This window comes from Pseudomonas sp. R4-34-07, from assembly GCF_003852375.1.
In the GTDB taxonomy this organism is placed as follows: Bacteria; Pseudomonadota; Gammaproteobacteria; order Pseudomonadales; family Pseudomonadaceae; genus Aquipseudomonas.
In genome coordinates, this window is sequence record NZ_CP027760.1 from 2310766 (window position 1) to 2331856 (window position 21091).

The 21091-nt window shown below is 61.2% G+C and carries 18 protein-coding genes and 1 pseudogene; 13 read left to right on the forward strand and 6 right to left on the reverse strand.

All coding sequences use genetic code 11. The features are described from left to right. Window positions 1-226: 226 nt before the first annotated feature. The 9 genes and pseudogenes from C4J85_RS10735 (at window position 227) to C4J85_RS10775 (ending at window position 8776) form a co-directional block, all read left to right on the forward strand. Complete coding sequence (locus tag C4J85_RS10735) at window positions 227-1246, forward strand: LacI family DNA-binding transcriptional regulator (protein WP_124409553.1); 1020 nt, start codon at window positions 227-229, stop codon at window positions 1244-1246. Then, window positions 1230-2234 (forward strand): ABC transporter substrate-binding protein, encoded by a 1005-nt coding sequence (locus C4J85_RS10740; RefSeq protein ID WP_124406900.1) that lies wholly within the window; start codon window positions 1230-1232, stop codon window positions 2232-2234. Before C4J85_RS10735 ends, C4J85_RS10740 begins: the two co-directional genes overlap by 17 nt. Further along, window positions 2235-3053 (forward strand): iron ABC transporter permease, encoded by an 819-nt coding sequence (locus tag C4J85_RS10745; protein ID WP_124366628.1) that lies wholly within the window; start codon window positions 2235-2237, stop codon window positions 3051-3053. Further along, window positions 3050-3844, forward strand: a complete 795-nt coding sequence (locus C4J85_RS10750) for an ABC transporter permease (protein ID WP_124366629.1) — start codon at window positions 3050-3052, stop codon at window positions 3842-3844. The genes C4J85_RS10745 and C4J85_RS10750 overlap by 4 nt, the downstream gene beginning before the upstream one ends. Next, the gene (locus C4J85_RS10755; RefSeq protein WP_124409554.1) at window positions 3841-4872 is read left to right on the forward strand and encodes an ABC transporter ATP-binding protein; all 1032 of its coding nucleotides are present in this window, start codon (window positions 3841-3843) and stop codon (window positions 4870-4872) included. Before C4J85_RS10750 ends, C4J85_RS10755 begins: the two co-directional genes overlap by 4 nt. 10 nt (window positions 4873-4882) lie before the next feature. Next, on the forward strand, window positions 4883-5716 hold the full coding sequence (locus tag C4J85_RS10760) for a phosphodiesterase (protein WP_124366631.1): 834 nt from the start codon (window positions 4883-4885) through the stop codon (window positions 5714-5716). A gap of 124 nt (window positions 5717-5840) precedes the next feature. Continuing rightward, window positions 5841-6971 (forward strand): annotated as a pseudogene (locus C4J85_RS10765) (5-methyltetrahydropteroyltriglutamate--homocysteine S-methyltransferase); the annotation flags it as partial. 56 nt (window positions 6972-7027) lie between these two features. Then, a complete protein-coding gene (gene zapE / locus C4J85_RS10770) occupies window positions 7028-8137 on the forward strand; it encodes a cell division protein ZapE (RefSeq protein ID WP_124409555.1) in 1110 nt (369 codons plus the stop codon). A gap of 147 nt (window positions 8138-8284) precedes the next feature. After that, window positions 8285-8776 (forward strand): GNAT family N-acetyltransferase, encoded by a 492-nt coding sequence (locus tag C4J85_RS10775; RefSeq protein WP_124409556.1) that lies wholly within the window; start codon window positions 8285-8287, stop codon window positions 8774-8776. 99 nt (window positions 8777-8875) lie between these two features. Here C4J85_RS10775 and C4J85_RS10780 read toward each other — a convergent pair whose 3' ends face one another. The 4 genes from C4J85_RS10780 to C4J85_RS27480 form a co-directional block, all read right to left on the reverse strand. Further along, the gene (locus C4J85_RS10780; RefSeq protein ID WP_124362381.1) at window positions 8876-9088 is read right to left on the reverse strand and encodes a hypothetical protein; all 213 of its coding nucleotides are present in this window, start codon (window positions 9086-9088) and stop codon (window positions 8876-8878) included. A 141-nt stretch (window positions 9089-9229) separates the two neighbouring features. Further along, complete coding sequence (locus tag C4J85_RS10785) at window positions 9230-11467, reverse strand: TonB-dependent siderophore receptor (RefSeq protein WP_124409557.1); 2238 nt, start codon at window positions 11465-11467, stop codon at window positions 9230-9232. A gap of 128 nt (window positions 11468-11595) precedes the next feature. Beyond that, window positions 11596-13338, reverse strand: coding sequence for a phosphoethanolamine transferase CptA (locus C4J85_RS10790; RefSeq protein WP_124409558.1), 1743 nt, complete (start codon window positions 13336-13338; stop codon window positions 11596-11598). A 154-nt stretch (window positions 13339-13492) separates the two neighbouring features. Continuing rightward, entirely contained in the window at window positions 13493-13669 is a 177-nt protein-coding gene (locus tag C4J85_RS27480; RefSeq protein WP_163003427.1) for a DUF6026 family protein, read from the reverse strand. A gap of 257 nt (window positions 13670-13926) precedes the next feature. On the opposite strand from C4J85_RS27480, the gene gnd reads away from it, so the two are divergent. From gnd to C4J85_RS10805, 3 genes are read left to right on the forward strand one after another with little or no spacing between them, the layout of a single operon-like run. Further along, window positions 13927-14910: a phosphogluconate dehydrogenase (NAD(+)-dependent, decarboxylating) gene (gnd, locus tag C4J85_RS10795; RefSeq protein ID WP_124362384.1), complete on the forward strand. Its 984-nt coding sequence runs from the start codon at window positions 13927-13929 to the stop codon at window positions 14908-14910. After that, entirely contained in the window at window positions 14907-16430 is a 1524-nt protein-coding gene (zwf, locus tag C4J85_RS10800; RefSeq protein WP_124362385.1) for a glucose-6-phosphate dehydrogenase, read from the forward strand. Before gnd ends, zwf begins: the two co-directional genes overlap by 4 nt. Then, window positions 16427-17251, forward strand: a complete 825-nt coding sequence (locus tag C4J85_RS10805; protein ID WP_124362386.1) for an HAD family hydrolase — start codon at window positions 16427-16429, stop codon at window positions 17249-17251. The genes zwf and C4J85_RS10805 overlap by 4 nt, the downstream gene beginning before the upstream one ends. Window positions 17252-17305: 54 nt before the next feature. On the opposite strand, the gene C4J85_RS10810 is transcribed toward C4J85_RS10805, so the two are convergent. Next, window positions 17306-17566 carry a hypothetical protein gene (locus tag C4J85_RS10810; protein WP_124366636.1) on the reverse strand — a complete coding sequence of 87 codons (261 nt, stop codon included), beginning with the start codon at window positions 17564-17566 and terminating at the stop codon, window positions 17306-17308. Between the two features lie 322 nt (window positions 17567-17888). On the opposite strand from C4J85_RS10810, the gene C4J85_RS10815 reads away from it, so the two are divergent. After that, window positions 17889-19214: a sigma-54 dependent transcriptional regulator gene (locus C4J85_RS10815; protein ID WP_124406905.1), complete on the forward strand. Its 1326-nt coding sequence runs from the start codon at window positions 17889-17891 to the stop codon at window positions 19212-19214. Between the two features lie 564 nt (window positions 19215-19778). Here C4J85_RS10815 and C4J85_RS10820 read toward each other — a convergent pair. After that, the gene (locus C4J85_RS10820; RefSeq protein WP_124406906.1) at window positions 19779-21080 is read right to left on the reverse strand and encodes an autotransporter outer membrane beta-barrel domain-containing protein; all 1302 of its coding nucleotides are present in this window, start codon (window positions 21078-21080) and stop codon (window positions 19779-19781) included. Between the last annotated feature and the right edge of the window lie 11 nt (window positions 21081-21091).

Consider the following 21091-nt stretch of genomic DNA (forward strand, 5'->3'; position numbering starts at 1 on the left):
TACTGATCGTTCCCACGCTCTGCGTGGGAATGCATCCCATGACGCTCCGCGTCACCTCACAAGCGGGACGCAGAGCGTCCAGGCGGCGTTCCCACGCAGAGCGTGGGAACGATCAACGCTGTGTAGCCAGGCTTCACTGACATCAAACCGTCATCTCCCCACCACTTTCCTGCCACATTCCCCCGTTACTGTCCTCGCCAATGAGATCGATCTCAAGCGAGTGACAATGACTGACCTGAAAGACGTTGCGCAGCTGGCTGGCGTATCCCGCGCCACTGCCGCCCGCACATTTGCCTCCCCCGACCAGGTGCGCCCGGCCACCCGTGAGCAGGTGTTTGCCGCTGCCCGTGAGTTGGGCTTTCGGCCCAACTTGCTCGGTCGCCAACTGCGCCTGCAAACCACCCGGTTGATTGGCGTGGTGGTGCCCAACTTGCTCAATCCGGTGTTCGCCGAACAGTTCCAGGCCATGGAACGTGCCGCGCGGTTGCGCGGCTACAGCCTGGTGCTGGCGACTACCGACTACAGCACTGAACGCGAAAGCATGGTGGTGGAAGAACTGCTGCGCCAACGTGTCGACGGCCTGGTACTGACGGTCACCGATGCCGAGAGCAACAGCGTGCTCAACAGCCTCGCCAGCGAACAGACCCCGTTCGTGCTGGCCTACCACCAACCGAGCAACCCCAGCTACAGCGCCGTGTCGGTCGACAACCGCGCCGGCATGGCCATGGCCACCCGGTATCTGCTGGAGGCAGGGCACCGGCGCATCAGCATGGTCGCGGGCCCCGCGTTGCAGTCCGACCGTGCGCGCCTGCGTTACGCCGGTTACTGCGACGCGATGCAAGCCTACGGCCTCAAGAGCCGCCCGGTGATCGAAATGCCCGCGCACACCCAGGCTGAATTCGTCGCCATCCAGCCGTACCTTGAAGGCCCCGAGGCGCCCACGGCACTGGTGTGTTCCAACGACTTCCTCGCCATCAGCCTGATCGCCGAACTGCGCCGCAACGCCTGGCAAGTACCCGAGCAACTCTCGGTGATGGGCTTTGACGGCATCGCCCTCGGCACCCAGATGCACCCAACCCTGTGCAGCGTGGTGCAGCCCATCGCGCTGCTCGCCAGCACAGTGATTGACCAATTGCTGGCGCAGATCGCCGGCAACGCCCCGATTTCCCATTGCCTGCCTTGCCATATCCGGCCGGGCGAAAGCACTCAACCCCATGAGGAGTTTCTTGATGCGCGCATTGCGTAAAACCCTGGCCGCCGCGCTGCTGTGTGGTATGGCCAGCCTGGCCCAGGCCGCCGACACCGCAATTTGCTACAACTGCCCGCCGGACTGGGCCGACTGGGGCACCCAGCTCAAGGCCATTGCCGCCAGCACCGGCGTGCAAGTGCCGCTGGATAACAAGAACTCCGGCCAGTCGCTGGCGCAACTGGTGGCCGAAAAGGCCGCACCCGTCGCCGACGTGGTGTACTACGGGGTGACCTTCGGCCTGCAGGCGCAAAAAGCCGGCGTGGTCGATGGCTACAAACCCAAGGGCTGGGAGCAGATCCCCGCCGGCCTGAAAGACCCGGCGGGCCAGTGGTTCGCAATTCACTCCGGCACCTTGGGCATTATGGTCAACGTCGATGCATTGGGTGGCCTGCCGGTGCCGCAAAGCTGGGCCGACCTGCTCAAGCCGCAATACAAAGGCATGGTCGGCTACCTGGACCCGTCCAGCGCCTTTGTTGGTTACGTCTCTGCCGTGGCGATCAACCGCGCGATGGGCGGCGACCTGGACAACTTCGCCCCGGCCATCGACTACTTCCAGAAACTGGCGAAAAACGCGCCCATCGTGCCCAAGCAGACCGCCTATGCGCGGGTGCTGTCCGGCGAATTGCCGATTCTGGTGGACTACGACTTCAACGCCTACCGCGCCCGCTATAAGGACAACGCCAACGTTGCCTTCGTGATCCCCAAAGAGGGCAGCATCAGTGTGCCCTACGTGATGAGCCTGGTGGCCAACGCGCCGCACCGCGCCAATGGTGAGAAGGTGCTGGACTTCGTGCTGTCGGATCAAGGCCAGGCACTCTGGGCCAGGGCTTACTTGCGTCCGGTACGCCCGGTGCAGATGCCGGCTGAGGTCGCCGCGCAGTTCCTGCCCGACAGCGACTATGCGCGCGCCGGCGTGGTGGACTACCAGAAAATGGCCGCCGTGCAGGAAGCCTTCGCGGCCCGTTATCTGAACGAGGTCAAGTAAGTGGCCACATCGGCAAAACGTGCGGCCTGGGCGCTGGCTCCGGCCTTTGCGGTGCTGTTCGCATTCTGGCTGCTGCCGCTGGCGCACTTGATCGTGCTCGGCGGCGAAAGCCGCGACAGCCACGGCAGCGGCTATTGGCAGGTGCTCAGCAGCGCGCAGTACCTGGGCAGCCTGGCGCAGACCTGTGTGCTGGCCATCATTGTGACGTTCACGGCGTTGTTGATTGGCGGCATCAGCGGCGTGTTTCTTGCGCGCCAGCGGTTTTTTGGGCGCTCGGCGTTGGTGGCCTTGCTCACGTTTCCCCTGGCGTTTCCCGGGGTGGTGGTGGGCTTCCTGGTCATCCTGTTGGCCGGGCGCCAGGGGCTGCTGGCGTCGCTCGGCCTGCAGTTGGCCGGTGAACGCTGGATCTTTGCCTATTCGCTGGCCGGGTTGTTTGTCGGCTACCTGTATTTCTCGATCCCCCGCGTAATCCTCACGGTGATGGCGGCCTGCGAAAGCCTCGACCGTAGCCTGGAGGAAGCCGCGCATTCGCTGGGCGCCGGGCATTGGCGCGTGGTCTGCGACGTGATCGTGCCGGGCCTGGCGCCGGCGCTGGCGTCGTGCGGGGCGATCTGTTTTGCCACGTCCATGGGCGCCTTCGGCACGGCCTTTACCTTGGGCACGCGGCTGAACGTCACCCCGGTGGCGATCTACAACGTGTTCACCAACTATGCCAACTTTGCCGTCGCCGCCGCGTTGTCGGTGGTGCTTGGCGCGGTGACCTGGGCGGTGTTGTTGCTCACGCGACGCCTGGTGAAAAACGCGGGGACTGTTCTGTGAAGCGCTCATCGCTGTTTGTGATTCAACTGCTGTTCACCTTGCTGGTGTGCGCGTTCATGTTGGTGCCGGTGCTGATGTCGTTGCTGGCGGGACTCACGCGCAATTTCTTCGTCGGCGTGTCCAGCGGCCTGACCTTCGACTGGCTGGTGCAGGTGTGGCAGGCCTATTCGCCGACCGTGTGGCTGTCGCTGCAACTGGCCCTGGCCTGCGCGGTGTGCGTCTGCGTGATCGGCGTGCCGGCGGCCTACGCCCTGGTGCGCATGAACAACCGCTTCAGCCGCGCCTTCGAGGAACTGATGGTGCTGCCGGTGGCGATGCCGGGCCTGGCCAGTGCGCTGGCCTTGCTGCTCACCTACGGCCAGTTCGGCACGTTTCGCAGCAGTTGGTTGTTCATCCTGGTGGGCCATGTGCTGTTCACCTTGCCGTTCCTGGTGCGCCCGGTGATGGCGGTGATGCAGCGCCAGCATCTGCCGGTGCTGGAAGAGGCGGCGGCCAGCCTTGGCGCCGGGCCCATCAAACGCTTTTTCAGTGTGGTGGTGCCTAACAGCCGGGCAGGGATTCTGGCGGGTGTGCTGATGGTGGTCACCTTGTCCCTGGGTGAGTTCAACCTGACCTGGATGCTGCACACACCGATGACCAAGACCTTGCCGGTCGGCCTGGCCGACAGCTACGCCTCGGCGCGCCTGGAAATCGCCAGCGCCTATACCCTTATCTTTTTGCTGATGATCGTGCCGCTGCTGATTGCATTGCAGGCCATCAGTGCCCGTTTATCCCGTGGAGAGCGTCGATGACCGCTATCACTATCCGCCTGCAAGGCTGTCGCAAGGCATTCGCCGACGGCACCGTGGCCGTGCATGACCTGGACCTGACCGTCGAAGGCGGCGAAACCCTGGCGATTCTTGGCCCATCGGGCTGTGGCAAAACCACCACCTTGCGCCTGATCGCCGGGCTGGAGCGCCCGGATGTGGGCCAGGTGTTTTTCGGCAACGACGACGTCACGCGCCTGCCCATCGAGCGTCGTGACGTGGGCATGGTGTTCCAGAATTACGCGCTGTTTCCCAACCTGGATGTTGCCGGGAATATCGTCTACGGCTTGAAGATTCGCGGGATGTCGCCGCTTGCGCGCAACAAGCGCTGCGACGAATTGCTGGAGCTGGTGGGCCTGCAACAGCATGGCCAGCGCAGCATCCACGAGTTGTCTGGTGGCCAGCGCCAACGCGTGGCCCTGGCCCGTGCCCTGGCGCCGCGCCCGAAGGTCCTGTTGCTGGATGAACCGCTGGCAGCCCTCGATGCGCAACTGCGTGAGCGCCTGCGCAGTGAGCTGAATGAACTGCTGCGTGGCCTGGGCATCACCTCGGTGTTCGTCACCCACGACCAGGGCGAAGCCATGGCCCTGGGTGATCGCATCCTCGTGATGGAGCACGGCCGCGTCGCGCAACTGGCCAGTCCACGGGACATTTACCAGAAGCCGGCGAATGCATTTGTCGCCGGTTTTGTCGGCAACCTGAATGCCTTTCAAGTGCTGGACCAATCGGTCCATGGCTTGAAGGTGAGCGGCGGTGTGCTGCCGTGGCACGCGGCCAATCAACCCACCACGGTGTACTGCCGCCCCGAACACCTGCGAGTGATGGAGAGCGAAGGGCACTTGCACGGCCATCTATTGGCGCAGTTTTTCCAGGGCGCGCAAAGCCGTCTGCTGGTGGACGTGGGCGACCCGCAACCGCTGCTGGTGGACAGCAGCGACAACCAGCTGTACGCCGTCGGCGCGCCGATTGCCCTGGCGATTGCGCCGCACATGTTATTCACCCTGAATGCGTGAGAGTTTGCTTGTGAATCGTCCGTTTCTTGTTGCGCAAATCAGCGACCTGCACCTTAAAGCTGGCGAGCGCCTGACGTATGGGGTGGTCGATACCTTGGGCGCGCTGCGCCGTGCCGTCGACCATTTGAACGCCAGCCATCCCCGGCCCGATATCGTGGTGATCAGCGGTGACCTGGTGGACTTCGGCCGCGCCGATGAATACGCCGTGCTGCACCCCGAACTCGCGCGCCTGCACATGCCGTGCTACCTGGTGCCCGGCAACCACGACACACGCGGTCCGTTGCTCGAAGCCTTCCGTGATCACGCCTATTTGCCGTCGTCGGCACAGGGGCCGCTGGACTGGGTGGTGGACGAGCATCCGCTGCGTTTGATCGGCCTGGACTCGACCATCCCCGGTGGCCATGGCGGGCAATTGCTGGACAGCCAGTTGCAGTGGCTGGACGCGCAACTGGCGCGACGCCCGGACGCGCCGACCTTGCTGATTCTGCACCACCCGCCGTTTATGAGCGGCATCGGCCATATGGACCGCGAACCGTTTATCAATGCCGCCGCCCTGGAAACAGTCGTGGCACGCCACCCGCAAGTGGAACGCCTGCTGTGTGGGCACCTGCACCGGCCGATGCAGCGACGCTTTGGTGGCAGCTTGAGCTGTGTGTGCCCCGGCACCTCCCATCAGATCGTGCTGGATTTGCAAGACGCCGCGCCCGCCCATTTCAACCTGGAGCCGGCGGGGTATCTGCTGCATCGCTGGGACGCGCAACAGGGGTTGGTCAGCCACAACGGCGTGTTCGGGGATTACCCCGGGCCGTATCCGTTCTATGACGCTCATGGGTTGATTGACTGATCCGATTGACCGCAGTCTAAACATGAGTGGAACTTGTGATCATCTAAAATAAAATGAGTTTGTCTCACTATAAGCATCTGCCGACAATGGCTGCCATTGAATACCTACAGTGGAGTTGTAAGTCATGGCAGTCGCTCATTCCCTCGGATTCCCGCGCACTGGACCCGACCGTGAACTGAAGAAAGCGCAGGAAGCGTTCTGGAAGGGCGAACTCGACGAGGCCGGCCTGCGTGCCGTGGGCCGCGACTTGCGCAGGGCTCACTGGGCGCTGCAAAAACAAGCGGGCATTGAGCTGCTGCCCGCAGGTGATTTCGCCTGGTACGACCAGGTGCTGACCCACTCGCTGATGTTTGGCGTAGTCCCCGAGCGGTTCCGCCCAGCCGATGGCCAAGCCACGTTGCAGACGCTGTTCGGCATGGCCCGTGGCGTCAGCGATAACTGCTGCGGCGGTGCTCACGCCCAGGAAATGACCAAGTGGTTCGATACCAACTATCACTACCTGGTGCCGGAGTTCAGCGTCGACCAGCAATTCCACCTGGGGTGGAAACAGTTGTTCGAAGAAGTCCAGGAAGCGCGCGACCTCGGGCACAACGTCAAGCCGGTCGTCATCGGCCCGCTGACCTACCTGTGGTTGGGCAAGGCCAAGGGCGCTGACTTCGACAAGCTCGAGCTGCTCGACCGCCTGCTGCCGCTGTATGGTCAGATTTTCCAGCGCCTGGCCGAGCTGGGCGTGGAGTGGGTGCAGATCGACGAGCCGATCCTGGTGCTCGACCTGCCGCAGGCCTGGAAGAATGCCTTTGAGCGCGCCTATAACCTGATCCAGCGTGATCCGCTGAAAAAGCTGGTCGCCACCTACTTTGGCGGGCTGGAGAAAAACCTCGGCCTGGCCGCCAACCTGCCGGTCGATGGGCTGCACATCGACCTGGTGCGGGCGCCGGAGCAATACCCGGCCATCCTCGACCGCCTGCCGGCGTACAAGGTGCTGTCCCTGGGCGTGGTCGATGGCCGCAACCTAGGGCGCTGCGACTTGGAAAAAGCCCTGGCGACCTTGCAGCGCGCCCACGAAAAACTGGGCGATCGTTTGTGGGTGGCGCCGTCTTGCCCGCTGCTGTACAGCCCGATGGGCCCGGAGCGTGACGACCGGCTGAACGTCGGGCCGGGCAGTTGGCTGACCTGCGCCTTGCAAACGTGCGCGCAAGTCGCAGCGCTGGCCCAGGCCGTCGACCCTCCTCAGATGCCAAGCGCCTGCGGAGCTGGGTTGACGGCGAAAACTGCGCGGCTGGCGTTCGCGTAGTAGGTCATACTGGCACCATGACTTTCGACTCGCCGCTCGTCGCCTATCAAGATGCCATCGCCCAGCAGGGTTTCGTGCCGGACGACGCCCAGCACGCGGCGGTGCAGGCGTTGCAAACCTGTCACCAGGCCTTGCACCAAGGCCATTCGCCGATTGCCGGCGTTTACCTGTGGGGGCCGGTGGGGCGCGGCAAGACCTGGTTGATGGACCAGTTCTATAACAGCTTGCGCGTGCCGGCGCGGCGTCAGCATTTTCATCACTTCATGGGCTGGGTACACCAGCGCTCGTTCCAGCTCAGCGGTATCAAGGACCCGCTGCAGGCGTTGGCGCGGGAACTGAGCCGGGACGTGCGCGTGCTGTGTTTCGATGAGTTGTTCGTCAATGACATCGGTGACGCGATCATTCTCGGCCGCCTGTTCCAGGTGATGTTCGAGGAGGGCGTAGTGATGGTCTGCACATCCAATCAACCGCCTGAGCAGCTGTACGCCGAGGGTTTCAACCGTGAACGGTTCCTGCCGGGGATCGCGGCGATCAAGCAGCATATGCGGGTGGTGGCGGTGGACGGTGGCGAGGATCATCGCTTGCGCGCCGGTGTGGGCCTGCAACGCTACTGGGTGAATCAGCCCGAGGCACTGGCCACGGTGTTCAAGCAACTGAGCGCGGGGCAAACGGTCAGCGAGGGGAGGGTGGTGAACGTGGGTCATCGCACGATTACGGCGGTGCAGGCCAGTGACGCGGTACTGTGGTGCCGCTACGCCGAGCTTTGCGAGCAGCCGCTGGCCGCGATGGATTTCATGCTGCTGTGTGATCGCTTCAAGGCCATCCTGCTGGCGCAGGTGCCCAACCTCAGCGCACCGCAGCGCCCGGGGCGGATCGCCCGTGGTACCGAAGACGGGGCCGAGCGCGTTGTCGCAGGGGACCGTCACTTGCCGCAGCTGTCGGTGCACGACGACAGCGTGCGACGCTTTATCGCGCTGGTGGATGAATGTTACGACCGCAAGGTGCCGTTGTTCATCGAGGCTCAGGTGCCGCTGGAGCGTCTGTATACCGAAGGCTACCTGGCGTTTCCTTTTCGTCGCACCTTGAGCCGCTTGCGAGAAATGCAGCTGCAGCGCTTCGGCGCCTGACCTCGGCCAGGGCTTTGGATGCCTGCAACCTGGGCGTTTTCTGTCAGGCATTTGTCGTTAATCGCCTTCATCTGCTGCCGCATCCACGCTTACAATCACCCCTCTCAAAGGGAATCGATTCCCTGGTTGTCGCTATCGAGGACGGAAATGGACACCCCAGACATCCTGGTGCTGCAAGCCAGCTACACCAACGCCGTGCACGCCGACGCCATCGGCTCGTTGCTCAACCACTATGCTGAAGATCCAATGGGCGGCGGCCACACCTTGCAAGCCGACCTGTTGCAGCAATTGCCTGGGGAACTGGCCAAGCGCCCCTATGCGTTCAGTGTGCTGGCGTTTGTCGGGGGTGAGCCAGCCGGGCTGGTCAATTGCTTCGAGGGCTTCTCGACATTCGCTTGTCGGCCTTTGGTCAACGTTCATGATGTGGTGGTGGCGAAACAGTTTCGTGGCTTGGGATTGAGCCAGAAGATGCTGCAAAAGGTCGAGGAAATCGCCCGGCAGCGCGGCTGCTGCAAGATCACCCTGGAAGTGCTTGAAGGCAATGAGTTGGCACAGTCGGCGTATCGCAAGTTCGGTTTCGACGATTCGGTATTTGATCCCGCCCATGGCCGCATGTTGTTCCGGAGCAAGGCGCTGTAATAAAAGCAGGATAAAAAAAGGCGCCATTGAATGGCGCCTGATAAACCTTTGCCAAGGGAGCGGAATGGCAGAGGGTGTTGCGGATTAACTCAACATTAATTAACTATTGGGTTGTGCTGTTTCGGCAGTGGTGGCTTTAACCGGTTTACCATCGGCGGACGCAACTTGTTGTTCAGCCTTGCCGTGGGTTTTTTCCTGAATGAAGCTGAAGTTGTTGTAGAACTCTTTCGAGCGCTCTGAGCCGCCTTCTGCAAAGGCGGCGGCAGAGGTCAGGGTCATCAGGCTGGCGAGCATCAAGGTCGAAAGTTTCATGGCGGTATTCCCATTTAGATTGATAGGTGATCGGTCACTCCCTGATCTGATCGTGGGGCGACTATGGCGTTATCCTATTAAGTGGGAATTAACGAAGTTCACCTGCGAAGTTGACAATTTTGTTAACTTCGCCAGGGGCCGTTATAGCCGCCAGTCAAGTGCCAGCGTGACCGAACGTGGATCGCCCCAATACACGCCGTTATAAAAGCCAACGCGTTCGTAATATTTCTTATCAAATAGATTGTTGACATTAACCGACGCCGTAACATGTTCATCGAACTGGTAGCGCGACATCAGGTTGACCACGGTGTAGCCCTGTTGCGTGATTTTCTCCCGCGTGGTTATCGGTCTGCCTTCGCTGTTGCGCGCCCCCGTGGGGCGGTCGCCGAAGTCATACATCTCGCTCTGCCAACTCACCGCGCCGCCCACGGTAAGGTTGCGCCAGGCCCCCGGCAGGCGGTAAGCGCTGGATAACTTCAACAGGTTCAACGGCTGGCCGGTGTTGTTGCGTGTGCCTGCACCATTCACCGAATGGGTGTAGGTGTAGCCCGCAGTCAGGTTCCAGTCCGGGGTGATTTCCCCCGCCGCTTCCAGCTCGAAGCCCTTCACCTTGTTGCCCTTGCCGCCGGACTTGTAGTACTCCTCGCCGGTGGCCGGGTTGCGCGGCACCGAGTCGTCCCGCTCGGCGACGTTGTCCTGGGTGCTCCAGAAATACGCGGCGGCCAGGTTCAGACGCTCGTTGAGAACGCTGCCCTTGAGCCCCACCTCATAGTTGCTGCCCACCACCGGTTCCAGGTATTTCTTGTTGGCATCACGCGCATCCTGCGGCTTGAAAATGTCGGTGTAGCTCGCGTAGACGGTGTATTGCGGCGTGATGTCGTAAAGCAGCCCGGCGTAGGGCGTCCACATGTCGTTATGGGTTTGCCCGGTTTTGCCGGACGCGGTCAGTTGATCGTTGGCGTCGTATTTGGGGGTAGCGCTTTGCAGTTCCCAACTGCCGTAGCGGCTGCCGAGTACGGCGTGCAGGCGGTCAGTCAGGCTCAGTCGAGTCGCGAGGTAACCGGCTTTCTGTTGTTTCTTGCTGTGTTCACCCTTGAGGTCGGTGACGTAATCGCTGAACTTGCCGATGCCGCCCATGTGTTTCCAGTCCTCGATGGAGTAGTAGCTGGAGGGCAGGTCAGTGCGCATGAAGGGCGAACTGTCGCGCTGCGCGGCCTCGCCATAACCCATCATCAGCGCGTGTTCACGGCCCAGCAGCGCGTAGCTGCCGGCCAGGTTGAGGTCGATGGCTTCCATTCTCGAGGTGCCGCGCATATGGCTGGCCCAGGCCGTCATGCCGCTGCGGTCGGCATTGGGGAACCCCGCGCCGCCGTAATACACCTTTCCATCGGTATCGCTCTGGCGATGGGTGTAGGCCGCCTTCAGGTGCCAGTCGCCGCCCAGCCGATGATCGAGGGTGGCGAAGGTGGTTTTGTCGGTCAGTGGCCAGGAACTCCAGTGCGCCGCCATATTGGTGGAGCGCGACAGGCCCGCTTTGCCGCCCTGGCTGTTCCAGTACGGCACGGTGCCCCAGGAGGTGCCTTGTACCTGCTTGTCCTGGTAATCAAAGCCTACGGCCAGCACGGTGTCGTCGGAAAGGTCGCCTTCGAGAATGCCGTAGCCGACCGCCCGCTGCAGGGCATAGTTGTCGCGAAAGGATTTGCTGTCACGGTAGGCCAGGACGCTGCGCCCGCGCAGTTTGCCGTCGAAGGCCAGCGGGCCGCCGACGTCGAGGTAGCTGTAGTAGTTGTCATGGGTAGCGCCGCTGATCCCGGTTTGCGCCTGCCATTGGGCGGTAGGGCGCTTGCGTACCATGTTGACGGTGGCCGAGGGGTCGCCCGCACCCGTCGTCAGGCCGGTGGCGCCGCGAACTACTTCGATCCGGTCGTAGATGATGGTGTCGGCGTCGCTCTTCATGTAGCCGAAGGTGTTGAGCATTCCGTCAATCTGGAAGTTGTTGATGCCGTAGCCACGGGAGGTGTAGGACACGCGGTCCGAATCGTTGTGCTGGACGTTGACGCCGGTGGTCTGGCGCAGCACGTCGGTCAGCGTGTTGAGGTTGAAGTCGTCCATCTGCTGGCGCGTGATCACCGAGATCGATTGCGGGGTTTCCTTGATCGACAGGTTCAGGCGCGTGGCGGTGTTCATGGAGCCGGTGGTGTAGGCGCCGGTGTGCTCGGTGGTCGCACCCAGGCCTTCGGCGGTGACAGTGGTGGCGCCCAGTTCGAGAGCGTTGGCGGGGGCGTGTTCGGGATCGGTTTCGGCCAGCAGTTCAGGGCTCAGCGCAAGGCTGAACAGGCCAAGGGTAAAGGTGATGGAACGGGTAAACGGCGCGAGCATCGCGGCAAACTCCTTGTCGTCTTTGAGACCGCCCCGGATGGGGTGGGTATGGCTCAAAGACGAAAGGAGACGAGGATCTTTAGGCTTAAACGAGAATGATTGTTATCTTCTTGTTACAGGCCGCTGGGTCACTTGACCACCACGTCGGTACTGTCGGCCTTTTTCGGCTTGATCAGACTGAAGTCAATCAAGGCCTTCTGCTTGGTCTCGTAAGGGTTGCCGATCAGCAAGGGGCGCGGCTTGAAGCTGTCGCTGACCAGGCTTTTGCTGCGGTCCAGTTCATCGAAACTCAAACCTGCCAGGTCCGCCCAGGTGTGGATCAACTGCGAACTGCTGTAAGGCCGTTGCAGGTCGCCGGCGAAGCTCCAATCGTGGCTTTCGCGCCACTTGGGCGAGGCGTAGGCCATGAAGGGAATGGTGTACATCGGCGCGGTCGGCTTGCCTTCGTTACGGCCCAGGGTGTCATGGCCGGCCGAGTCGAACACGTCTTCGCCGTGGTCCGACAGGTACAGCAGGAAGCCGTTGGGGTCGGTCTTGGCGTAGTCCTTGATCAGGCTCGACACCACGAAATCGTTGTATAGCACCGCGTTGTCATAGCTGTTGTACGTCGGCAGCTGTGCATCGCTGACACCGGGCGGCACGCCCTGGCGGTCGGTGAACTTGTCGAACGACTGTGGATAACGGTACTGGTAGCTCATGTGCGTGCCCAGCAGATGCACCACGATGAACTTGCGCTCGGCGGTATCGGCCAGGGCCTTGGAAAACGGGGCCAGTACATCGCCGTCGTATTGACGGGCGTTCTGGTTCCGGTTGTTGTTGAGGTACACCTGCTCGTCGGCCTGTTCGGAAAAGGTCGTGAGCATGGTGTTGCGCTTGGTCATGGTTTGCTGGTTGGTGATCCAGAAGGTCTTGTAGCCGGCCTGTTTCATCACGCTGACGATCGACGGCGTCTTGAGGTACAGGTCCGGGTTTTCTTCGTCGGCGAAGGTCAGTACCTGCTGCAGCGCTTCGATGGTGTACGGGCGCGGTGTAATGACGTTGTCGAACACCGCCAGTTGGTCGCGCAGCTTGTCCAGTTCCGGCGTGGTGTTACGCGGGTAACCATACAGGCTCATGCGCTGGCGGTTGGTGGACTCGCCGATCACCAGCACCAGGGTGGACGGCTGGCCGGCCATGCTGTCCTTGAGGTTCTTCAGCGGTGGGATCTGGCTGGCACTGGTCAGCATGCCTTGCATATTGTCCAGCTGTTCGGTGTAGCGGCGGTAGGCGACGATCATCTGCCACGGCACGGCCGGTTCGATCCGGGTTTCGAAGCGGTCAATGGCCAGTTCCATGGTTTCGCTGGTGGCGATCTGCTTGACCAACGGGTAGCCGACCACGGCCAACACAATGGCGATTGCAGCCACGATCGACTGACCGCGAGGCAAGTACACCGGGCGCAGGCGTGTCCACAGGAAAACCGCGAAGGCGGTGTGGGCGATGAACGCCAGCACGATCCACCAGGCAAAGTACTGGGTGGCGTATTCGCCCGCTTCAGAAATGTTCGACTCGAACATGATGAAGATGACGCTCTGGGAAAATTCCTGCTGGTAAATGAAGAAATAACCCAGGCTGGCCATGGAACAGGCCCACAGCACCACGCCGATCAAGGCAGCGAGCAGGCGTGTTTGCCGGGGGAACAGCAACATCGGCGCCAGCCACAGCGCACTCATGAAGAACGCCTGGCGGAAACCGCTGAAGCCGGACGTGCCCGTCAGTTGGATAAGAAGTTGGGTAATCCCAGAGAAATACCAGAAAAACAGGAATAACCAGCCAAGGCCGGCCCAATCAAAGCCTTTCGCAGTCGTCGTGCTGCGTTTGAACATCGCCATCCAGCGCCCCATCAGAAAATAATCGTCGCGCACAGGCGCGCGACATCGGGCCGCCCAGAAAGTGAGCGGCATCGCGGGCGGGAGTATCGGGATAAGTGTGTGAAAACTTTGTGAGTTTTCTGTAGGTATTGCCTTACAGGCTCGCCAGGGCGGGTCAGCAGAGCGCGGGCTTGGCGCCGGACGGCAGTTCAAGCTGGGCCTGCAGATGTGAACGCAGACGCAGGACTTCCTGTTGCAACTGATCGCGCTCGTCCTTCAACTGGCGCAATTCATCGCGGCGGATGCTGACGTAGAGGGTCTGAGGCGGTCGGGTCATCTGTGCTGTGCTCATTGCTTACCTCGCAAATAGCGGTCAACGGCGCTGCCGAATCGGTTCGCGGCAACAGTCGGAGGTAAGTCTGAATTCTTTTTCACACCAAGGGAACTTTTTTATTTTTGGTGGTCGTGTGACTTTTCCAGGGGTGATGGTGAAATGATGGCAACTTTTTTGCCATGAAACTACACGGATCCGCTCTGGACTAACCCTCATTAGCCTCATTGCGCTATAAACTATGTCACACATTTTTTTGCAGTTAGGAGCATCAGCACATGCAACTGGGGATTATCGGACTAGGCCGCATGGGCGGTAATATTGCGCGGCGCCTGATGCTCAATGGGCATTCCACCGTTGTTTATGACCGTAATGAAGCATTCGTAAAGGGCTTGAGCGAGGAGGGCGCCACTGGCGTCGCCGGGCTGGAGGCCCTGGTGGCCGGCCTGCAAAAGCCGCGCGCGGTATGGGTAATGCTGCCGGCGGGCGCGCCGACCGAAGACACCATCAATGAACTCAGTGAGCTGCTGGAAAGCGGTGACGTGATCATCGACGGCGGCAATACCAATTACAAGGACGACGTGCGTCGCGGCAAGGCCCTGGCGGAAAAGGGCCTGCACTATGTTGACGTCGGCACTTCCGGCGGTGTCTGGGGCCTGGAACGTGGCTACTGCATGATGATCGGCGGCGACGTTGAAACCGTGCAGCGCCTCGACCCGATCTTCAAGAGCCTCGCTCCCGGTATCGGCAGTATCCCTCGCACCAAGGACCGTTCGGCTTCTGCCGACCCACGTGCCGAGCAGGGTTATATCCATGCTGGCCCAGCGGGCTCCGGTCACTTCGTCAAGATGATCCATAACGGCATTGAATACGGAATGATGCAGGCGTTTGCCGAAGGTTTTGACATCCTCAAGACCAAGAACTCGGAAAACCTGCCTGAAGATCAGCGCTTCGACCTGAACGTGGCCGACATCGCCGAAGTCTGGCGCCGTGGCAGCGTGGTGTCGTCGTGGCTGCTGGACCTGACCGCCGATGCCCTGGCCACCGACCCGAAACTCGACGGCTACTCCGGCTCCGTGGCCGACAGTGGCGAAGGCCGCTGGACCATCGAAGCGGCCATGGAGCAAGCGGTGCCGGTACCGGTGCTGTCTACCTCGCTGTTCGCCCGTTTCCGTTCGCGCCAGCAGAGCACCTACGGTGACAAAATGCTCTCGGCCATGCGCTTCGGCTTTGGCGGCCACGTGGAGACTTCCAAAAAATGACCGCCAACGGCAAGAAACCCAAGGCCGAACCCGCTCCACCCACTACATTGTTCCTGTTTGGCGCCCATGGCGACCTGGTCAAGCGCCTGCTGATGCCGGCGCTGTATAACCTGAGCCGCGACGGGTTGCTGGGCGATGGCCTGCGTATCGTGGGCGTTGATCACAACGCCGTCAGCGACGCGGACTTTGCCAAGAAGCTCGAGGATTTCATTCGCACCGAGGCGGCCAGCAAAGTCCGGGGTAATGCCGACAATGCGCTGGATCCACACCTGTGGGCCCAGTTGGCCAAAGGCATCAGCTACGTCGAGGGCGACTTCCTCGACGACAGCACCTACGCGGATATCGCGCAGAAAATTGCCGACAGCGGCACCGCCAATGCCGTGTTCTACCTCGCGACCGCACCGCGCTTCTTCAGTGAAGTGGTGCAACGCCTGGGCAGCGCCGGGTTGCTCAATGAAACCGAGGAGGGCTTTCGCCGCGTGGTCATCGAGAAACCGTTCGGTTCCGACCTGGCCTCCGCCGAAGCCTTGAATGCGTGCCTGCTCAAGGTGATGAGCGAGAAACAGATCTATCGCATCGACCATTACCTGGGCAAGGAAACGGTGCAGAACATCCTGATCAGCCGTTTTTCCAACGTGCTGTTCGAAGCGTTCTGGAACAATCACTACATCGATCATGTGCAAATCACCGCTGCGGAAACGGTCGGCGTGGAAACCCGCGGCAGTTTCTTCGAAAAAACCGGCACCCTGCGAGATATGGTGCCCAACCACCTGTTCCAGTTGCTGGCCATGGTTGCCATGGAACCGCCTGCAGCCTTCGGTGCCGACGCGGTGCGCGGGGAGAAGGCCAAGGTGGTGGGGGCAATCCGCCCCTGGTCCCTGGAAGATGCGCGGGCCAATTCCGTTCGCGGCCAGTACACCGCCGGTGAAATCGCCGGCAAGTCGCTGCCGGGTTACCGTGAAGAAGCCAACGTCGCGCCCGACAGCAGCACCGAGACCTTCGTTGCGCTGAAGGTGATGATCGACAACTGGCGCTGGGTCGGCGTGCCGTTCTACTTGCGTACCGGCAAACGCATGAGCATCCGCGACACCGAGATCGTGATCTGCTTCAAGCAGGCGCCTTACGCGCAATTTCGCGACACCGAGGTCGATGAGCTCAAGCCTACTTACCTGAAGATCCAGATCCAGCCGAACGAAGGCATGTGGTTCGACCTGCTGGCGAAAAAGCCTGGGCCGACCCTGGAGATGGCCAATATCGAACTGGGCTTCGACTACAAGGACTTCTTCGAGATGCAACCGTCGACCGGTTACGAGACGCTGATCTACGACTGCATGACTGGCGACCAGACTTTGTTCCAGCGCGCCGACAACATCGAGAACGGCTGGCGGGCCGTGCAGCCGTTCCTGGATGCCTGGAAAGAAGATGACGGTATCCAGACCTACAAGGCCGGCGAAGATGGCCCGGCGGCGGCTGACACCTTGCTGGCCCGTGATGGCCGCACCTGGCACAGCCTCGGATGAGTGATGCAGCGATTCATCCCATCCGCTTTATCCTCAGTGACGTGGACGGCACGTTGCTGCATCCGGATCACAGCCTGAGCCAGCGCACCGCCGATGCGGTGCGCGCGCTGCGTGAGGCCGGGGTGTTTTTCAGCCTGGCCAGCGGGCGGCCACCCAAGGCCATGCTGCATTTGATCGAGACCTTCGGTATCGACGTGCCGGTGGCGGGCTTCAATGGCGGCACGTTGATCAACCCGGATGGCAGCATCCTGGTGGCCCACCATCTGCCGGCGGAAGCAGCCCTGGTGACTTTGGCGCTGTTTTCCGCCGAGCCGGACGTGGAAGTGTGGGTGTTCGCCGACGGCGATTGGCTGCGTCGTGACCCGCCCGGGCCGATGGTGCAGCGCGAAGCCGATGGCCTGGGGTACGGGCCGGTGGTGGTCGAGAGTTTCGAGCCGTACCTGGACCGGGTCGACAAGATTGTCGCCGCCAGCAACAACACGCAATTGCTGGTGGAGCTGGAGGCGCAATTGCAGCCCAAGGTACAGGGCTTGGCCCAGGTCTCGCGTTCGCAGCCGGTTTACCTGGATGTGACGGCGATGCTGGCCAATAAAGGCGAGGCTTTGAAGACCATTGCGGCGCACCTTGGGGTGCCGCTTGCGCAAACGGCGGCCATTGGTGACGGCGGCAACGACCCGGCGATGTTCCAGGTGGCCGGTTTATCGATCGCAATGGGCCAGGCGGAAGAAACCGTCAAGCGTCAGGCCAGCGTCGTCACCGGCAGTAATGTCGAGGATGGCGCTGCTGAAGCGTTCGAGCGATTTATGCTGACCGCGCGATAAGTAAGTCCAACTTCCGATCACGCGAGTGCAGTGATCGGAAGTTAACCTGCCGACTTACTTGGGCATTGCCCACTGTTGCAACTTGTAGCCATCTTTGTCGAGCTCGGCACGCGCCTGCAACAACAGGTTTTCCAGTTGCGCCGGGTCGGTGTAAGTGTTCGAGGACAGCTGTTTGCGCCCGATACGGGTATTGGTACGGTCAATGACGCTCAGGCTGAGGGCGCCATTGCCATCGTGCCAGGCCACGCACTGAAAGGGTTGGAAAGCGCGGTCTGCAATCAAAAGAGCTTCGTTGATGCGCAGCGGAGCGTTCATGTGGGTCGTCTCTCTCTATGCCCATTCAAGTGAGTACCGGCGGTTGGGCTGACCGTGCGGTGGGTTACTTGTACTGATGCGCGATGGTGGGGTACGGGTCACATGCTAGAGCAACAAATTTTAATGTTTCCTGACTAATGTCATGTAAGTCGCTGTTTTAAAAGCTCAACCCAGGCGTTAACAGTTCAAACATAGGTGGCGTTTTGCCCCCACTTATAGCGAATGGTTACAAAGGCTGCGTCAAAATTTTGCTAAGGTCCCTGTCAGTCATCACAAACAGTTGTTTCTAATAACGTTACTGTTCTGACGCCAAGGAATATTCATGATTGTGTCCCCCGTCCAACGCCGCTTGCTGGTGGTCGACCCGTGTGCGGATTGCCATGGGTTGCTACCGGGCTTACGCACGGTCGGATGGGACGTGGACAGCTGTGCCCTGGAAGCGGTGGGGGATCGGTCCTGCGATGTCGGCCTGCTGCGGTTGCAGCCGTGTCATCTGGAGCGCCCCGAAGCCGTCAAGGAACTGATTGGCCGTAGCGGCACCGAGTGGATCGCGGTACTCAGCCAGGATGTATTGCGTCTGCAGAACGTCGGCGATTTCGTCTGCGAATGGTTCTTTGACTTTCACACCTTGCCGTTCGACGTATCGAGGGTGCAGGTCACCCTGGGACGCGCCTTCGGCATGGCGCGTCTGCGCGGCAAGGGCAACACCCCGGTGGGTGGGCCTGGGCATGAGCTGCTGGGCGACAGCCGGCCCATTCGTGAACTGCGCAAGTTGTTGTCGAAGTTGGCGCCCACTGAATCCCCGGTACTGATTCGGGGCGACAGTGGCACCGGCAAGGAACTGGTGGCCAAGACCCTGCACCGGCAATCGCAGCGGCACGCCAAGCCGTTTGTGGCGATCAACTGTGGGGCGATTCCGGAACACCTGATCCAATCCGAACTCTTCGGTCATGAAAAGGGTGCCTTCACCGGAGCGCACCAGCGCAAGGTCGGACGCATCGAGGCCGCCCACGGTGGCACGCTGTTCCTCGATGAAATCGGCGACCTGCCGATGGAACTGCAAGCCAACCTGTTGCGCTTTCTCCAGGAGAAACAGATCGAGCGCGTCGGCGGCAGCCAGCCTATCCCGGTGGATGTGCGGGTGCTGGCGGCCACCCACGTAGACCTTGAGGCCGCCGTGGAAAAGGGCACTTTCCGCGAAGACCTGTATTACCGCCTGAACGTCCTGCAAGTGGTCACGGCCCCCTTGCGTGAACGCCATGGTGACGTGGCGATGCTGGCCAATCACTTTTCGCGCTTCTATAGCCAGGAAACCGGCCGCCGCCCGCGCAGCTTCAGCGAAGATGCATTGGTAGCGATGGGGCAGCACCTGTGGCCAGGCAATGTACGTGAGTTGGCCAACCGCGTGCGCCGTGGCCTGGTGTTGGCCGAAGGGCGCCAGATCGAAGCGGTTGATCTGGGACTGCAAGGCGAGCAGGCGGCTTCACTGCCGATGGCGACACTGGAAGATTACAAACACCGCGCCGAACGTCAGGCGTTGTGTGATGTGCTTCACCGGCACAGCGATAACCTGAGCGTCGCCGCCCGCGTGCTGGGCATTTCGCGGCCGACGTTCTACCGGTTGCTGCATAAACACCAGATTCGCTAGGGCCATCGGGGCATAGGTATCTACACAACTTTGTAGCAGCCTACGGTAACCACGATGCGAAGCGAGCCGCTCTTGCTTGTGATCTTGCTTTTGATCTAAGCGCCCCGTTAAACCACGCTGGCCGGAATCCGATAGTGATTTGGGGGGTAAACCGGCAGGGATGCCGGTTTAGCCGCCCCGCGCCATGGATGGCGCGTGGCGGCGGCCCCCCAAATCAATGTCGGATTACGGGCACACCGAGCCTAGGCGAGGTGCCGAGTGGTGGGGCAAGAGCGTTTTGCTTACTTTTGCGCTTTTCAAAAGTGAGACGCCGTAAGGGCGGAACCCTAAGCCGCCGTTACCGCAGCAACGGATATGTACTCGTTCTGATCCAACATCCTGGTCGGCCCTGAGGCCGCCATCGGGAGCAAGCCCCCTCCCACAGGGAATATTGGTTGTCCATGAAATAGCTGACGAAACCGAATCAAAATGTGGGAGGGGGCTTGCCCCCGATAGCGGTATGTCAGTTGACACAGCAGGTCACTGACCCTGCACCATCAACATTTAACAGCGTTCGCCCCTCAATCAGAAGTAATACGGGAATTTCAGGCTGAAGGTAAAGTCCGGCGCATCATCGGTCATCCCGATCGCCAGGTTCGGCACGATGGTCAGGTTATCCGATGCGGCAATCGTCATGCCCACATTGAAGTAGCCGGCGTTGGCATCGCTGGAGACCACCGACTGCCAGTCGCCGCCGTCGGGCTTGAGTTTGCTTTTGCGCTGTATCAAGTCTGATACCGAGAACGACATACTCATCTTCTCGTTAAGCGCAAAGGCTACGCCGACGCCGAGCTGGAAGCTGTCGCCCAGGCGCACCTTGCCGCCGACCTTTTGATTGACCTCACTGCTGATGTCATCGAACGAGTCTTCGAAGTTGTGGGTGTACGACAGCGAGCCGAACAGCACGGCAGGGTCGAAGGTCTTGACCAGGGAAATGCCCGGCGTGATCGACCAGACGCCGTTGCCCGTCGGCAGGCTTTCCGGTATGTACAGGTTGTCGTTGTTGGGCTGCTTGACCAGTTTGATGCCAAACGGCTCTTTACCCGTCGGCGCCTTCACCCGTACCGACACCACCGCATCCGGCAGGGTAGGGGTTTCATCGAGGAATTTGTACGCCACGCCGAAGTTGACGTCGCCGATGGTCGGGTCGCGGGTGACGGAACCTTCCGAGGTGGCCGTGGCATCGTTGCCGGCGCCGCCGGACTGATAGGTCGAATCGCGGTAGACCACCGGCACGTTGAGGTCGAACTGCCAGCGATTGTCGACGTTGTAGCGCCCGGTCAGGTCCAGGGTCCAACTATCGGATTTGATCCGGTCCAGGTTGATGTTGCCGAGGAAGATCGAGTCCAGCGCGAGGAAGCCGTTGAGGGTCAGCTGGCGAGCGTCATAACGGGCATAGGTAACGCCGGTTTCCAAGCTGAACTTGCCATTGCCGAAAAAGCCGCTGGCCTCGTTGTAGAGGTTGCTCACGCTTTGCGCGGGGGCGGAGTCGTCCTTGAGTGACTGGCCGTAGGAGCTGCCGCCACCGCCGGCACCACCCGATGCCGCAGCCGCGCCCGTGCCGGCGACGGTGGTAGCGCCTTTCTTGAAGTCGGCGGGGGATTTGGCCAGGCGCCTGGGCGCTGGCGCCTGCGGTTGATCTTCCACCTGGCGCACACGTTGTTCCAGCACGGCCAGGGCCTTTTGCTGCACGTCGTAGCGTTGCTTGAGTTCCAGGAGTTCCCGCTTGAGGGTTTCGATATCGGCATCCGGTGCGGCATACAGCACGGATGCGGGCAAGAGCGTACTTAAACAGATCACCGCGCGGAGCGATATCGATCGATGCATGAAATAAGCCG

Excerpts from the sequence above, each read along its gene's own strand:
- C4J85_RS10735 (WP_124409553.1), top strand. The coding sequence starts at position 227 with ATGACTGACCTGAAAGACGTTGCGCAGCTGGCTGGCGTATCCCGCGCC.
- C4J85_RS10740 (WP_124406900.1), top strand. The coding sequence starts at position 1,230 with ATGCGCGCATTGCGTAAAACCCTGGCCGCCGCGCTGCTGTGTGGTATG.
- C4J85_RS10755 (WP_124409554.1), top strand. The coding sequence starts at position 3,841 with ATGACCGCTATCACTATCCGCCTGCAAGGCTGTCGCAAGGCATTCGCC.
- zapE (WP_124409555.1), top strand. The coding sequence starts at position 7,028 with ATGACTTTCGACTCGCCGCTCGTCGCCTATCAAGATGCCATCGCCCAG.
- C4J85_RS10775 (WP_124409556.1), top strand. The coding sequence starts at position 8,285 with ATGGACACCCCAGACATCCTGGTGCTGCAAGCCAGCTACACCAACGCC.
- C4J85_RS10780 (WP_124362381.1), bottom strand. The coding sequence starts at position 9,088 with ATGAAACTTTCGACCTTGATGCTCGCCAGCCTGATGACCCTGACCTCT.
- C4J85_RS10785 (WP_124409557.1), bottom strand. The coding sequence starts at position 11,467 with ATGCTCGCGCCGTTTACCCGTTCCATCACCTTTACCCTTGGCCTGTTC.
- C4J85_RS10790 (WP_124409558.1), bottom strand. The coding sequence starts at position 13,338 with ATGGCGATGTTCAAACGCAGCACGACGACTGCGAAAGGCTTTGATTGG.
- C4J85_RS27480 (WP_163003427.1), bottom strand. The coding sequence starts at position 13,669 with ATGAGCACAGCACAGATGACCCGACCGCCTCAGACCCTCTACGTCAGC.
- gnd (WP_124362384.1), top strand. The coding sequence starts at position 13,927 with ATGCAACTGGGGATTATCGGACTAGGCCGCATGGGCGGTAATATTGCG.
- zwf (WP_124362385.1), top strand. The coding sequence starts at position 14,907 with ATGACCGCCAACGGCAAGAAACCCAAGGCCGAACCCGCTCCACCCACT.
- C4J85_RS10805 (WP_124362386.1), top strand. The coding sequence starts at position 16,427 with ATGAGTGATGCAGCGATTCATCCCATCCGCTTTATCCTCAGTGACGTG.
- C4J85_RS10810 (WP_124366636.1), bottom strand. The coding sequence starts at position 17,566 with ATGAACGCTCCGCTGCGCATCAACGAAGCTCTTTTGATTGCAGACCGC.
- C4J85_RS10815 (WP_124406905.1), top strand. The coding sequence starts at position 17,889 with ATGATTGTGTCCCCCGTCCAACGCCGCTTGCTGGTGGTCGACCCGTGT.
- C4J85_RS10820 (WP_124406906.1), bottom strand. The coding sequence starts at position 21,080 with ATGCATCGATCGATATCGCTCCGCGCGGTGATCTGTTTAAGTACGCTC.